General features: G+C 57.2%; 19 protein-coding genes. 13 read left to right on the top strand and 6 right to left on the bottom strand.

Going from position 1 to position 13,352, the window contains the following annotated elements; genetic code table 11:
- Window positions 1–2: 2 nt before the first annotated feature.
- The 12 genes from rplR (at window position 3) to ACZZ0Q_RS20920 (ending at window position 7,609) form a co-directional block, all read left to right on the top strand.
- Complete coding sequence (gene rplR / locus ACZZ0Q_RS20975) at window positions 3–353, top strand: 50S ribosomal protein L18 (RefSeq protein ID WP_110618212.1); 351 nt, start codon at window positions 3–5, stop codon at window positions 351–353.
- Between the two features lie 3 nt (window positions 354–356).
- Entirely contained in the window at window positions 357–878 is a 522-nt protein-coding gene (gene rpsE, locus ACZZ0Q_RS20970; protein ID WP_108096524.1) for a 30S ribosomal protein S5, read from the top strand.
- 2 nt (window positions 879–880) lie between these two features.
- Window positions 881–1,057, top strand: coding sequence for a 50S ribosomal protein L30 (rpmD, locus tag ACZZ0Q_RS20965; protein WP_108096523.1), 177 nt, complete (start codon window positions 881–883; stop codon window positions 1,055–1,057).
- Window positions 1,058–1,060: 3 nt separating this feature from the next.
- Window positions 1,061–1,495 carry a 50S ribosomal protein L15 gene (gene rplO, locus ACZZ0Q_RS20960; protein WP_108096522.1) on the top strand — a complete coding sequence of 145 codons (435 nt, stop codon included), beginning with the start codon at window positions 1,061–1,063 and terminating at the stop codon, window positions 1,493–1,495.
- A complete protein-coding gene (gene secY, locus ACZZ0Q_RS20955) occupies window positions 1,496–2,824 on the top strand; it encodes a preprotein translocase subunit SecY (RefSeq protein WP_463540917.1) in 1,329 nt (442 codons plus the stop codon).
- A gap of 28 nt (window positions 2,825–2,852) precedes the next feature.
- On the top strand, window positions 2,853–2,969 hold the full coding sequence (gene rpmJ / locus ACZZ0Q_RS20950; protein WP_002555468.1) for a 50S ribosomal protein L36: 117 nt from the start codon (window positions 2,853–2,855) through the stop codon (window positions 2,967–2,969).
- 131 nt (window positions 2,970–3,100) lie between these two features.
- Entirely contained in the window at window positions 3,101–3,457 is a 357-nt protein-coding gene (gene rpsM / locus ACZZ0Q_RS20945; protein ID WP_108096520.1) for a 30S ribosomal protein S13, read from the top strand.
- A gap of 30 nt (window positions 3,458–3,487) precedes the next feature.
- Window positions 3,488–3,877, top strand: coding sequence for a 30S ribosomal protein S11 (gene rpsK, locus ACZZ0Q_RS20940; protein WP_002555466.1), 390 nt, complete (start codon window positions 3,488–3,490; stop codon window positions 3,875–3,877).
- 17 nt (window positions 3,878–3,894) lie between these two features.
- Window positions 3,895–4,515, top strand: coding sequence for a 30S ribosomal protein S4 (rpsD, locus tag ACZZ0Q_RS20935; protein ID WP_110618216.1), 621 nt, complete (start codon window positions 3,895–3,897; stop codon window positions 4,513–4,515).
- Between the two features lie 22 nt (window positions 4,516–4,537).
- Window positions 4,538–5,539, top strand: coding sequence for a DNA-directed RNA polymerase subunit alpha (locus tag ACZZ0Q_RS20930; protein ID WP_108096518.1), 1,002 nt, complete (start codon window positions 4,538–4,540; stop codon window positions 5,537–5,539).
- Between the two features lie 42 nt (window positions 5,540–5,581).
- On the top strand, window positions 5,582–5,968 hold the full coding sequence (gene rplQ / locus ACZZ0Q_RS20925; protein ID WP_108096517.1) for a 50S ribosomal protein L17: 387 nt from the start codon (window positions 5,582–5,584) through the stop codon (window positions 5,966–5,968).
- A 192-nt stretch (window positions 5,969–6,160) separates the two neighbouring features.
- Window positions 6,161–7,609 carry a catalase gene (locus ACZZ0Q_RS20920; RefSeq protein ID WP_463540918.1) on the top strand — a complete coding sequence of 483 codons (1,449 nt, stop codon included), beginning with the start codon at window positions 6,161–6,163 and terminating at the stop codon, window positions 7,607–7,609.
- 57 nt (window positions 7,610–7,666) lie between these two features.
- Here ACZZ0Q_RS20920 and ACZZ0Q_RS20915 read toward each other — a convergent pair whose 3' ends face one another.
- Window positions 7,667–8,128 (bottom strand): tRNA (cytidine(34)-2'-O)-methyltransferase, encoded by a 462-nt coding sequence (locus ACZZ0Q_RS20915; RefSeq protein ID WP_463560902.1) that lies wholly within the window; start codon window positions 8,126–8,128, stop codon window positions 7,667–7,669.
- Here ACZZ0Q_RS20915 and ACZZ0Q_RS20910 point away from each other — a divergent pair.
- Window positions 8,120–8,569 carry a hypothetical protein gene (locus ACZZ0Q_RS20910; RefSeq protein ID WP_463542277.1) on the top strand — a complete coding sequence of 150 codons (450 nt, stop codon included), beginning with the start codon at window positions 8,120–8,122 and terminating at the stop codon, window positions 8,567–8,569. The two genes, ACZZ0Q_RS20915 and ACZZ0Q_RS20910, sit on opposite strands and share 9 nt — an antisense overlap.
- 195 nt (window positions 8,570–8,764) lie before the next feature.
- On the opposite strand, the gene ntrC is transcribed toward ACZZ0Q_RS20910, so the two are convergent.
- The 5 genes from ntrC to ACZZ0Q_RS20885 all read right to left on the bottom strand — a co-directional run bounded on the left by ntrC (window position 8,765) and on the right by ACZZ0Q_RS20885 (window position 13,255).
- On the bottom strand, window positions 8,765–10,198 hold the full coding sequence (gene ntrC, locus ACZZ0Q_RS20905; RefSeq protein ID WP_463540919.1) for a nitrogen regulation protein NR(I): 1,434 nt from the start codon (window positions 10,196–10,198) through the stop codon (window positions 8,765–8,767).
- Window positions 10,195–11,280, bottom strand: coding sequence for a nitrogen regulation protein NR(II) (gene glnL / locus ACZZ0Q_RS20900; protein WP_463540920.1), 1,086 nt, complete (start codon window positions 11,278–11,280; stop codon window positions 10,195–10,197). Before glnL ends, ntrC begins: the two co-directional genes overlap by 4 nt.
- A gap of 191 nt (window positions 11,281–11,471) precedes the next feature.
- Window positions 11,472–12,092, bottom strand: coding sequence for a DUF4124 domain-containing protein (locus ACZZ0Q_RS20895; RefSeq protein WP_463540921.1), 621 nt, complete (start codon window positions 12,090–12,092; stop codon window positions 11,472–11,474).
- A 3-nt stretch (window positions 12,093–12,095) separates the two neighbouring features.
- Window positions 12,096–12,653 carry a DUF4124 domain-containing protein gene (locus ACZZ0Q_RS20890; protein WP_463540922.1) on the bottom strand — a complete coding sequence of 186 codons (558 nt, stop codon included), beginning with the start codon at window positions 12,651–12,653 and terminating at the stop codon, window positions 12,096–12,098.
- Window positions 12,654–12,829: 176 nt separating this feature from the next.
- Window positions 12,830–13,255: a cupin domain-containing protein gene (locus ACZZ0Q_RS20885; protein WP_463540923.1), complete on the bottom strand. Its 426-nt coding sequence runs from the start codon at window positions 13,253–13,255 to the stop codon at window positions 12,830–12,832.
- Between the last annotated feature and the right edge of the window lie 97 nt (window positions 13,256–13,352).

Raw genomic sequence — 13,352 nt, 5'->3', positions numbered from 1 at the left:
AAATGACCGACAAAAAAGTTACTCGACTGCGTCGCGCTCGCAAAGCACGCCTGAAAATGCACGAGCTAGAAGCCGTGCGTCTCTGCGTGTACCGCTCTTCGCAGCACATTTACGCCCAGGTCATCTCGGCCGACGGCAGCAAAGTCCTGGCAAGCGCTTCGACTTTGGACAAGGATCTGCGTACTGGTGCCACTGGCAACATCGACGCGGCCACGAAAGTTGGCCAACTGGTTGCTGAGCGCGCGAAAGCCGCTGGCGTCACTCAGGTGGCATTCGACCGTTCTGGCTTCAAGTACCACGGCCGCGTCAAGGCGCTGGCTGATGCTGCTCGTGAAGGCGGGCTGGAGTTCTAAGTTATGGCAAATAACGATCAAAGACGCGACAGCCGCGACAACGGCAACGACGAAGGCTACATCGAGAAACTGGTTCAGGTTAATCGTGTAGCTAAAACCGTAAAAGGCGGCCGTATCTTCACTTTCACCGCGTTGACGGTGGTAGGTGATGGCAAGGGCCGTGTTGGTTTCGGTCGCGGTAAATCCCGCGAAGTGCCAGCCGCTATCCAGAAAGCTATGGAAGCTGCTCGTCGCAACATGATTCAAGTGGACCTGAACGGCACCACTCTGCAGTACGCAATGAAGTCTGCTCATGGCGCCTCCAAGGTGTACATGCAGCCTGCTTCTGAAGGTACCGGTATCATCGCTGGCGGCGCTATGCGTGCTGTCCTCGAAGTTGCTGGCGTGCAGAACGTGTTGGCCAAGTGCTACGGCTCGACTAACCCGGTAAACGTGGTTCACGCCACTTTCAAAGGTTTGAAAGCTATGCAATCCCCAGGTTCTATTGCTGCCAAGCGCGGCAAGAGCGTTGAGGAGATCCGCTGATCATGGCTACCGTAAAAGTAACGCTGATCAAGAGCACCGCCGGCCGCATCCCTAACCACATTCTGTGCGTTAAGGGTCTGGGTCTGCGCCGCATCGGTCACACTGTAGAAGTCCTGGATACTCCGGCTAACCGCGGGATGATCAACAAGGCTTACTACATGCTGCGAGTTGAGGGTTAACACATGTACCTGAACGATCTGAGTCCTGCGCCGGGTTCCCGTCGCGAGAAGCACCGTCCGGGCCGTGGTATCGGTAGCGGTTTGGGCAAGACTGGTGGCCGCGGCCACAAAGGTCAGACCTCCCGCTCCGGTGGCACCATCGCTCCGGGTTTTGAAGGCGGTCAACAGCCGCTGCATCGTCGTCTGCCGAAGTTCGGCTTCGTCTCCCTGAAAGCTATGGATCGTGCAGAAGTTCGCACCTCCGAGCTGAATAAAGTGGAAGGCGATGTTGTGACTCTGCAGTCCCTGAAGGATGCCAACCTGATTAATCAAAACGTACAGCGCGTGAAAGTAATGCTGTCCGGTGAGATTACTCGTGCGGTGACCCTCAAAGGTATCGCGGCCACCAAAGGTGCGCGCGCGGCTATCGAAGCAGCTGGCGGCAAATTCGAGGAATAAATGGCTAAGCAAGGTGCTCTCTCAGCGCTCAGCAATGGCGGGTTATCCGAGCTCTGGGCTCGTCTGCGCTTTCTCCTTATGGCGATCATCGTCTATCGAGTAGGTGCTCACATCCCAGTTCCTGGCATCAACCCGGACCGGTTGGCGGATCTGTTTCGGCAGAACGAGGGGACCATTCTTAGCTTGTTCAACATGTTTTCCGGTGGCGCGCTGGAGCGCATGAGTATTTTTGCATTGGGGATCATGCCGTACATTTCGGCGTCGATCATCATGCAGCTCATGACCGCTGTCAGCCCGCAACTGGAGCAGTTGAAGAAGGAAGGTGAATCTGGCCGTCGCAAGATCAGCCAGTACACCCGCTACGGCACCCTGGTGCTGGCATTTGTACAGGCAACCGGCATGTCCGTTGGCCTGGCCGGTCAGGGTGTAGCGTTCTCGGGCGATTTCGGCTTTCACTTCGTGGCAGTCAGCACATTTGTTGCTGGTGCCATGTTCATGATGTGGCTGGGTGAGCAGATCACTGAGCGCGGTGTCGGTAACGGCATCTCGATGTTGATCTTCTCAGGTATTGTCGCTGGTTTGCCGCGTGCAATTGGGCAGTCTTTCGAGTCTGCGCGTCAGGGTGATATCAATATCTTCGCCCTGGTTGCAATCGGCCTGCTCGCGGTAGCGATCATCGGTTTCGTGGTGTTCATTGAGCGTGGCCAGCGTCGTATCGCTGTGCACTACGCCAAGCGTCAACAGGGCCGCAAGGTCTTTGCTGCGCAGACAAGCCACTTGCCGTTGAAGGTGAACATGGCTGGTGTTATTCCGGCTATTTTCGCCAGTAGCCTTCTGTTGTTCCCGGCTTCGCTGGGTGCCTGGTTCGGCCAGTCCGCTGGTTTGGGCTGGCTTCAGGATGTGTCGCAGGCTATCGCTCCTGGTCAGCCGCTGAATATCTTGCTGTTTAGTGCAGGGATTGTTTTTTTCTGCTTCTTCTATACAGCGTTGATGTTCAACCCGAAAGACGTAGCGGAAAACCTGAAGAAGTCTGGTGCCTTTATTCCTGGCATCCGTCCAGGTGAGCAATCGGCTCGCTATATCGATGGCGTGTTGACTCGCTTAACCATGTTCGGTGCTTTGTACATGATGGCTGTTTGCTTGTTGCCCCAGTTCCTGGTGGTTGCCGCAAATGTGCCGTTCTACCTTGGCGGGACCTCGTTGCTGATTGTGGTAGTGGTTGTGATGGACTTTATGTCCCAAGTACAATCGCACCTCGTTTCGCACCAGTACGAATCCCTGATGAAGAAAGCCAACCTGAAGGGCTACGGCAACGGCATGCTCCGTTAATGTGTCCATAAGGTTCGAGGAGTTGGTGATGAAAGTTCGTGCATCGGTGAAAAAGCTGTGCCGCAACTGCAAGATTATTCGCCGTGAAGGTGTCGTGCGAGTTATCTGCAGTGCAGAACCGCGTCACAAGCAGCGCCAAGGCTGAGTGTGATCAAAAGCTATAAGCCCGGCAGCTAGTGCGCTGTCGGGTTGCTTATTTGTTATTACAGCGTTAATATCTTGCGCCCTTTTCTTGGCTTCCGGGGCGTAGGTAGCTGTCAATTGGAGTTTCATTGAATGGCCCGTATTGCAGGCGTCAACATTCCAGATAACAAGCATACTGTTATCTCGCTGACCTACATCTTCGGTGTTGGTCGCACAACTGCGCAGAAAATTTGCGCAACCACCGGGGTTAACCCGGCGGCAAAGATCAAAGATCTGAGCGATGAGCAGATTGAGCTTCTGCGTGGCGAAGTGGCGAAGGTAAACACCGAGGGTGACCTGCGCCGTGAAGTCAACATGAAAATCAAGCGCTTGATGGACCTGGGTTGCTACCGCGGCCTGCGTCACCGTCGCGGCCTTCCGGTCCGTGGCCAGCGTACCAAGACCAACGCACGTACCCGTAAGGGTCCGCGTAAGCCGATCCGCAAGTAATCGCGCCCGCGAATCGACAGGAATCTAGTCATGGCAAAACCTGCTGCTCGTCCTCGTAAAAAAGTCAAAAAGACAGTGGTTGATGGCATCGCCCACATCCATGCGTCTTTCAACAACACCATTGTGACCATTACCGATCGTCAAGGTAACGCCCTATCCTGGGCTACCTCTGGTGGTTCGGGTTTCCGCGGTTCACGCAAGTCCACCCCGTTCGCTGCTCAAGTAGCTGCTGAACGTGCTGGTCAAGCTGCGCTGGAATATGGCCTGAAAAACCTCGACGTTAACGTCAAGGGCCCAGGTCCAGGTCGTGAGTCCGCTGTCCGTGCTTTGAACGGCTGCGGTTACAAGATCGCCAGCATCACCGACGTGACGCCAATCCCGCATAACGGGTGCCGTCCGCCGAAGAAGCGCCGCGTGTAATCAGGAGACGATAGATAATGGCTCGTTACATTGGTCCGAAATGCAAACTGGCGCGTCGTGAAGGCACTGACCTGTTCCTGAAAAGCGGCGTTCGCGCCCTGGAATCGAAGTGCAACATTGAAGCTGCCCCTGGTATCCACGGTCAGCGCCGCGGTCGCCAATCCGACTACGGCACCCAACTGCGTGAAAAGCAGAAGGTCCGTCGTATCTATGGCGTGCTCGAGCGTCAATTCAGCGGTTACTACAAAGAAGCTGCCGGCAAGAAAGGCGCTACTGGTGAGAACCTGCTGCAGCTGCTCGAATGTCGTCTGGATAACGTTGTATACCGTATGGGCTTTGGCGCTACCCGTGCCGAATCCCGTCAGCTGGTTTCGCATAAAGCGATCAGCATCAACGGTAAGACTGTAAACATCCCGTCCTACCAGGTTCGTGCTGGTGACGTGGTTGCAGTTCGCGAGAAATCGAAGAATCAGCTGCGCATTGTTCAAGCTCTTGAGCTGTGTGCCCAGCGTGGCCGCGTTGAGTGGGTCGATGTTGACACTGAGAAGAAATCGGGCGTTTTCAAAAGCGTTCCAGCTCGCAGTGATCTCTCGGCTGACATCAACGAAAGCCTGATTGTCGAGCTCTACTCCAAGTAAGGGCTAGAAAATAGGTGCATCCATGCAGATTTCGGTAAATGAGTTCCTGACCCCCCGCCATATTGATGTGCAGGTGGTCAGTCCGACCCGCGCTAAAATTACTCTCGAGCCTCTCGAGCGTGGTTTTGGCCACACTTTGGGCAACGCGCTGCGTCGTATTTTGTTGTCCTCAATGCCTGGCTGTGCAGTAGTCGAGGCCGAGATTGACGGTGTGCTCCACGAGTACAGCGCCATCGAAGGTGTACAGGAAGACGTAATTGAAATCCTGCTCAACCTGAAAGGTCTGGCTATTAAGTTGCACGGTCGTGACGAAGTGACTCTGACACTGGCGAAGAAGGGCTCGGGCGTTGTTACCGCTGCCGATATTCAGCTGGATCATGATGTCGAGATCGTCAACGGTGATCACGTTATTGCCAACTTGGCTTCTAACGGCGCACTGAACATGAAGCTCACTGTGGCTCGTGGTCGCGGCTATGAGCCAGCTGATTCGCGTCAGAGTGACGAAGACGAAAGCCGCAGCATCGGTCGCTTGCAGTTGGACTCCTCTTTCAGCCCCGTACGCCGCGTTGCGTACGTAGTTGAAAACGCCCGTGTTGAGCAGCGTACTAACCTTGACAAGCTGGTTATTGACCTGGAGACCAACGGTACTTTGGATCCTGAAGAGGCTATCCGCCGCGCTGCAACCATTCTGCAACAGCAGTTGGCTGCGTTCGTCGACCTCAAAGGTGACAGTGAGCCAGTGGTAATCGAGCAGGAAGACGAGATCGATCCGATCCTGCTGCGTCCGGTTGATGACCTGGAATTGACCGTTCGTTCGGCCAACTGCCTCAAGGCGGAGAACATCTACTACATCGGCGACCTGATTCAGCGCACCGAAGTAGAGTTGTTGAAAACTCCGAACTTGGGCAAAAAGTCCCTGACTGAAATCAAGGACGTGCTGGCCTCTCGTGGTCTTTCTCTCGGTATGCGCCTGGACAACTGGCCACCGGCAAGTCTTAAGAAGGACGACAAGGCGACTGCCTGATCGTCGTAATCACCGAACGTAAGTTTGGTAAGGAATAGAACCATGCGTCATCGTAAGAGTGGTCGTCACCTGAGCCGCACTAGCGCTCACCGCAAGGCCATGTTTCAAAACATGGCGGTGTCGCTGTTTGAGCACGAGCTGATCAAAACGACCCTGCCTAAGGCCAAGGAACTGCGTCGGGTAGCCGAGCCGCTGATTACCCTGGCTAAAGAAGATAGTTTGGCAAACCGCCGTTTGGCCTTCGACCGTACTCGTTCGAAAGCCATCGTTGGTAAGCTGTTCAACGATCTGGGCAAGCGCTACGCCACCCGTCAGGGCGGTTACCTGCGTATCCTCAAGTGCGGTTTCCGCGCTGGCGACAATGCTCCAATGGCTTATGTTGAGCTGGTTGACCGTCCGGTCGGCGGCGCAGCTGTAGACGCTGAGTAAGTCGTAGGTTGTAAGAAAAAACCGGGCCTAGCCCGGTTTTTTTGTGCCTCGAAAAATTGGTTCTATAACGGCTCGCTCCGAAAGTATTTTCCTATCGATAGCCTTTGGTTAATGAATTGGCTCGTTTTGATAGTGCTCTTTAATCTTTGCATCGACGCCGGGCGACACCGGATGAATGACCAGGAGAGCACAATGAGCGAGTCCCCTATCCTTACAACCGCAAGCGGCGCGCCGGTTGCTGATAACCAGAATTCTCGTAGCGCTGGCGCACGCGGCCCGCTGTTGTTGGACGATTTCCATCTCGTCGAGAAACTCGCCCACTTCAACCGTGAGGTCATTCCTGAGCGTCGCGTGCACGCCAAGGGCTCCGGTGCATACGGCACCTTTACCGTCACCCGCGACATTACGCAGTACAGCTACGCCAACCTCTTCAATGCGGTCGGCAAGCAAACTCCCATTTTCCTGCGTTTTTCGACGGTGGGCGGCGAGCGCGGCTCTGCTGACACCGAACGCGATCCGCGCGGTTTTGCCTTGAAGTTTTATACTGAAGAGGGCAATTGGGACATCGTCGGCAACAATACCCCGGTGTTCTTTATTCGGGATCCGCTGAAGTTTCCTGACTTCATCCACACGCAAAAACGCCTGCCGCAAAGCAACCTGAAAAGCCCGCAGATGATGTGGGACTTCTGGTCGCACTCGCCCGAATCGCTGCACCAGGTCACTATTCTCTTCTCAGACCGCGGCATCCCCGACGGTTATCGGTTTATGCACGGCTTTGGCAGCCACACGTTCAGCCTGATCAACGCTAACGGCGAGCGTCACTGGGTGAAATGGCACTACAAAAGTCAGCAAGGCATCAAGAATCTGATGCCCGCTGATGCTGCTCGCTTGGCCGGCACCGACCCCGACTACGCCCAGCGCGACCTGTTCGGCGCCATCGAGCGCGGCGAGTTTCCGAAGTGGACCGTATGCATTCAGGTGATGTCCGAGACGCAAGCAGCTGCCCATCGCGAGAATCCGTTCGACGTGACCAAAACCTGGTCGCAGAAGGAGTTTCCGCTGATCGAGGTTGGCGTGATCGAGCTGAACCGTAACCCGCAGAACTATTTTGCCGAGGTTGAGCAGGCAGCGTTTGCGCCAAGCAACGTGGTGCCAGGTTTGGGGTTATCGCCCGACCGCATGCTGCAAGGCCGCGTATTCGCTTACGCCGACGCGCATCGCTATCGCATCGGCACCAACCACCAGCAGCTGCCAGTGAACGCGCCTAAATCGCCGGTGAATAACTACCAGCGTGACGGCGCCATGCGTTTCGATGGCAATGGTGGGGCTGCTACGCACTACGAGCCGAACAGCTACGCCAGCGCGCCGAAACAAGCCCCGCAGTATCGTGAGCCGGCGTTGGCGTTGGAAGGTGCCGCTGACCGTTACGACCACCGCACCGATAGTGATTACTACAGCCAGGCAGGGGCGTTGTTCCGCTTGATGACTAGCGATCAACAAGCGTTGCTTATCAGCAATATCGCAGGTGCCATGCAAAGCGTTACCCGAGACGTGCAAGTGCGCCAGCTCCAGCACTTCAGCAAGGCGGACCCAGCCTATGGGCGCGGTGTGGCGACGGCCCTTGGCTTAAATCTGGAATAACCGCAACGGACTAAAAAGGCGCCTCTAGGGCGCCTTTTTTTCGCTTAAAAGAGTCTGTCAGTCCAGACCGAACCCCAGCTGACGCCAACCTTCATAAACAGCCACCGCCACCGTGTTCGAGAGATTCAGACTTCGGCAGCCCGGTCGCATCGGCAGGCGCAGTCGTTGCTCGGCGGGCAGCGCTTCCAGTACATCAGCGGGCAAGCCGCGACTTTCCGGGCCAAACAACAGCGCGTCGCCCTTGGCATAGGTGGCCTCGTGGAAAGGTCGCGATGCTTTGGTGGTGTACGCGAACAGCCTCGGGTTGCCCAAGCTTTCCAGGCAGCTGTTCAGATCGGCGTGGCGCGTGAGCGTCGCGTATTCGTGATAGTCCAAGCCCGCACGACGCAGACGCTTGTCGTCCAGCTCGAAACCAATCGGTTCGATCAGGTGCAGACTGCATCCGCTATTGGCGCAGAGCCTGATAATGTTGCCGGTATTGGGGGGGATTTCCGGTTGAAACAAAATCACGTGAAACATGCACGACTCCGACTTGAGGGCGTCGAGGATTTTACCCCTGTCGAGCCCGATCCGCGGCCGAAATTATTGCCCCGGGTAATCGCCTCGCTCGCGCTGTTCGGTTTTCTTGTAGGAATGATGATTGGCCGGCTTGGCGACCCGCAGCCGGTGATGCTGGAAAGCGTTGAAGTCCTGGAGGGCGGTTTGCAGTTGGAGTTCGATTCCGAACCAAAAGTGACCGCCGAGCACGTGCATGGTGCGCTGGTGATGCGCTTTGATGCTGAAGGCAGTTCACGCCAAGGACAGCTGCAGCTCGACGGTAAGAACGTTAACTGGCGGCTTTTGCGGAGTAATGGAGGGTTGTTGCTGAATCTGGTCGCTGCCCGCCCGCTGCATGCTCAATGGCACGGTGCAGCGGAGGGTGGACGGTGGCGGCTGGTAATCAGCCTGGTTGCGCAGTAGCTGTTGCGGGGTGAGCCGCAGAATAAAAAAGGGGAATCCCCGGCCTGCCTGTACCAAGGTCCCCGAAAACTGGGGTGTTTCTTGTTGCGTACTTACACTATGCAGGGCGTGTGCCAGTTTTATTGCAGGCCGGATCTTTCCCACAAAAAAGCGAGCTCAGGGCTCGCTTTTTTTGTGGGCGGTTAACGTGAAGGGCTAGCCTTCATCTTCCTCATCGTCGCCGCCGTCGATCTTCATGCCCAGCTCTTTTATCTTACGAGTCAAGGTGTTACGGCCCCAGCCCAGCAGAACCGCAGCGTCGCGGCGGCGCCCTGCGGTGTGTTTCAACGCGGTCTCGATCATGATCCGCTCGAATGTCGGAACGGCTGTATCAAGTAAGCTGGACTGCCCGCGCGCGAGCGCCTGATCGGCCCATTGGCGCAATGCCTGCTCCCAATTGGTCGCCGGAGCACTGTCTTGGGGCTGCGTGAGCAATTCTGGGGGCAGGTCGTCGATGTGCACTTCGCGACCCGACGCCATCACCGTAATCCAGCGGCAGGTGTTTTCCAGCTGACGCACGTTGCCGGGCCACGGCAGGTTTTTCAGGTAATCCTCGGTTTCGCTTTTCAGCAGCTTCGGCTCAACAGCCAACTCTTGCGCTGCCCGTGCGAGGAAGTGGCGCGCCAAGGTCGGGATGTCTTCGCGACGATCCGACATACGCGGAATGTGAATGCGGATGACGTTCAGGCGGTGGAACAAGTCTTCGCGAAACTTGCCGGCCTGCACCAAGTTTTCCAGGTTCTGGTGCGTGGCGGCGATGATGCGCACGTCCACTTTCACTGGCGTGTGTCCGCCAACGCGATAGAACTCGCCATCAGCCAGCACGCGCAATAAGCGGGTTTGCGTATCGGCCGGCATGTCGCCAATTTCGTCGAGAAACAGGGTGCCGCCATCGGCTTGTTCGAAGCGGCCCCGACGCTGGTTCGCGGCGCCGGTGAACGCGCCTTTTTCATGGCCGAACAGTTCGGATTCCATTAAATCTTTCGGAATCGCGGCCATGTTCAGCGCAATAAATGGCGAGGCCGCACGCGGACTGTGGCGGTGTAGCGCGTGCGCTACCAATTCCTTACCGGTGCCGGACTCACCATTAATAAGTACGGTGATATTGGAGTGGCTCAGGCGGCCGATGGCGCGAAACACTTCTTGCATCGCCGGCGCTTCGCCGATGATTTCCGGCGTGCGGGTTTGCTCCACTGGCACGTGCAGGCCTTGCTGCTCCTGAGCATGCTGGAACGCGCGCTTGACCAGCGAAACAGCCTCGTCCACGTCAAACGGCTTGGGCAGGTATTCGAAGGCGCCGCCCTGATAAGAGGCAACCGCGCTCTCCAGGTCGGAGTGGGCGGTCATGATGATCACGGGCAGGCGCGGGTACAGCTCGCGTATGCGGGCGAGCAAATCCAAACCGCTGGCGCCGGGCATGCGAATGTCCGAGATGATCACGTCCGGCTGTTGGCGGGTCAGGCGGGTGAGCACACCGTCGGCGCTGTCAAAGCTGGTGGTGGTCATGCCTTCTTGCTGCAGGGCTTTTTCCAGTACCCAACGGATGGAACGGTCGTCGTCGACAATCCAGACGGTTTCGCTGCGGCTCATGACGAAGTAGCTCCTTGTTCCAGCGGCAGAAAGATCGAAAACACGGTATGGCCAGGGTGGCTCTCGCATTCGATCAGTCCCTGATGCTGACTGATGATGTTCTGGGTAATAGCCAAGCCCAGTCCGGTACCGTCCGGACGACCACTGACCATGGGATAGAAGATGGTTTCTTGTAGTTCAGCGGGAATGCCGGGGCCGTTGTCGATGATTTCCACTTTGGCCACCAGACGATGTCGGGTGTGGGCGATGGTGAACTGCCGCAAGGTGCGTGTGCGCAACAGGATGCGGCCTTGGCGGAATTCGTTCTGGCCGCCGATGGCTTGCATGGCGTTGCGCACAATATTGAGCACCGCCTGAATCATCTGCTCGCGGTCGATCAACACGTCGGGGATGCTCGGGTCGTAATCGCGCACCAAGGTGATGCCGCCTTGGCTTTCCGCTTCGACCAGACTGCTGACACGTTCCAGCACTTCGTGCACGTTGGTCAGCGCCAACGATGGCAACTTGTTCGAGCCCAACATGCGGTCGACCAGGTTACGCAGGCGGTCGGCCTCTTCGATGATGACGTTGGTGTAATCCTTGAGGTTCTCGTCCGGCAGCTCACGGGCCAGCAGTTGCGCGGCGCCGCGAATGCCGCCTAGCGGGTTCTTTATTTCGTGGGCCAGGCCGCGCACCAGCATCTTGGTGGTTTCTTGCTTGGACAGCTGGGCCTCTTCCTTGGTGATGCGCAGCAGCCGATCACGCGGGTGCACTTCGAGCAACAACAGCGTCGCACCCCGGTTGAGGATCGGCGTCACCGCGTAGTCCACGGTCAATGTTTGACCGGTGAGGGCAATTAGCACGGCTTCGCGTTTATTGAAGGGGTGGGCTTCTTCGACGGCCTGGCGCAGAGAGGCCAGCGCTTCGGGCGACTCGGTGAACAATTCGCTGATGAATTGGCCGTGGCTGCGTTGGCCGCTGACGGCCAGCAGCATTTCCGCTGCGGGGTTCATGTACTCAAGGCGCAGTTCCGCATTGAGCAATAAAGTCGCAGTGGTCAGGTTGTCCAGCAGCAGGCGGTGCAGGGCGTCGTTTATGGTCATCTATGGGATCCCGAGAATGGGACTGAAAATGCAAAAAGCAAACCAAAGCCCCGAAAAGACGCGCGATAGGCGCCCGAACAGGGAAATTGGGTCGTTTTGCTGCACCAGCCGCTGTCATGTACGAACCAAAACAGGGAGAGCATAGAATTTGGTGCGCGACAAAGCACCATATTGGTGCTTTGCTGCAGCCGTTAGAAAAACGGCAGGATGGAGACGTCGTCGTCTTCTTCGGGCTTGTCGCCAATCGGGCATTCCGGACGCACGCCGTAGTCATCTTTTTTACACGGGTTTGCCCGGCGTTTGCTGTCCAGCGAGGTGCGCACAATGTGCACGGGTTGGCTGGGCGTGCGCTCGATGATGCGCCCTTGGCCATCGATGATTTCGGCCGCCAGTTGATGGGTGCCTCGGTCCAGATTGGTCAGGGGAAACACCGGGCTGCGGCTCGGCGCCGCTACGACGTTGCCGTCCACTAAAAGACGGTAGCTGTGATCGCCCATCAGGCCTGGATCGCTTGTAAGGGTCACGATCAAATCGCCGGACGAGCCCTCGCGAATGGTGGCGTCCGGTTCCGGCACCAGAATGCGCAACAACTGGTACGCCGGCAGTTCGGCGACAGGCTCCACCGGAGTGACCGTGCGCACGCTCGGTGGGTTGGTTTGGTTCATGCCGTTGGTGGGCGCGATGTCCAGCTTCTTGGCGTTGGCGCGCGGTTGGTCGGTAAATACCCGGTTACCTTCGCTGTCGATGTAGGTGTACACATCGGCCATGGCTGGCAAGCCCAGCAACAGCAGGCAGAACAGAGCGAATCGCATGGTTTAGTTGGCTGGCCTTGGAGTCGGTTTGGGCGGCGTTACGCGTGTTGGGCTGTTGGTGCTGGTGCGCTGCACCGTGAAGGGAACGACGGCGCTCTGCTGAATCAGCCGGTCGCCGCTGAACACTAGCGCTGCCAGGGTATGGTCGCCGCGCTCAATATTGTTCAGTGGGAATTGCAGGCTATTGGTCAGGCCGCCATAGGGCTGACCGTCGAGCACCAGTTGGACACTGTCGCCGATGCGCAGTTGGGGTTCCAGACGAACACCAACGGTGAAGCTACCGTTGTTGCTGCGCAGCGCTTCTTCGGTTGGCAAGTTAGTAATTTCCACCACGCTATACACCTGCTCGGCGGCGGCACTGCCCTGGGTGTTGCCCGGCATGGTGGGCGGTGGGGGCGATTGAACCGTGTTCACGGGCGGCAGAGAAACTTCCTCCGCTTTTGTGCCTTGCGGCGGCTGATTGGTGAATACGGTGTTGCCGTTGGCGTCGGTGTATTTGTAAATCTCGGCGCTGGCTGGCAGGGCGAGGGCGGCTAGCAGGCAAGTCACGATCAGGCGCATGGCTGGGGTCTCGTGGGGTGTGTGCTAAGCCTTGCACTGCAACGCTGCGCTGGCAAGTTTGTACGGTTATCGCTGTGCACGGGAACAAGGATTTGGCGAATTAAACGTCTCTGCTGTGGATGAAGCAGAGGCGTCTAATGATGGGGCCCACAGTAGAGCCCCATGGCGGGCTTGGCTTATTTGGCGGTCTCCGATAGCGGCAGCATGGGCACACCCGCGTAGAAAACCAGCAGGTCGGCCGCCTTTGCCCCTGTTGTGCCCCGGTGAATAATGCCAACCGTTTCAGCCACGGTATCGCCCTGTTTGAGCAGGCGCTTCTGGTCAGGTTTTCTGGTTTCTATGGTGAGCTCGCCGCTGAGCATGTAGGCAGCGTTGGGGACTGGATGGGTGTGCCAGTTCAATACGGTGTGGGCGGGAATGTGTATTTTCACGAGGGTGAGTTCCGGTTGCCCGCGCGGGTAAGACGTGTATGGCGTACCGTCCCAGGAGTTGGTGGTTTTCAGCAGGATCTCGGACTCGATGGTGCTCTTGGTGACCGTATGGCTGCAGCCTGCGAGCCACAGGCAGGTGAGGGCTAATGCAGCAAGGCATAGCGTTTTCATGGTGACGCTCCGACTGATGGATTGCAGTAGGAGCATTGCCAGCGCGCGATATCCATGACTGTCAGCTCGTGCTCTATCGGGCCTGGCTTAACGCTTG

This window comes from Pseudomonas sp. AC070 (assembly GCF_979258635.1).
This window is presented reverse-complemented; position numbering and strand designations above follow the sequence as displayed.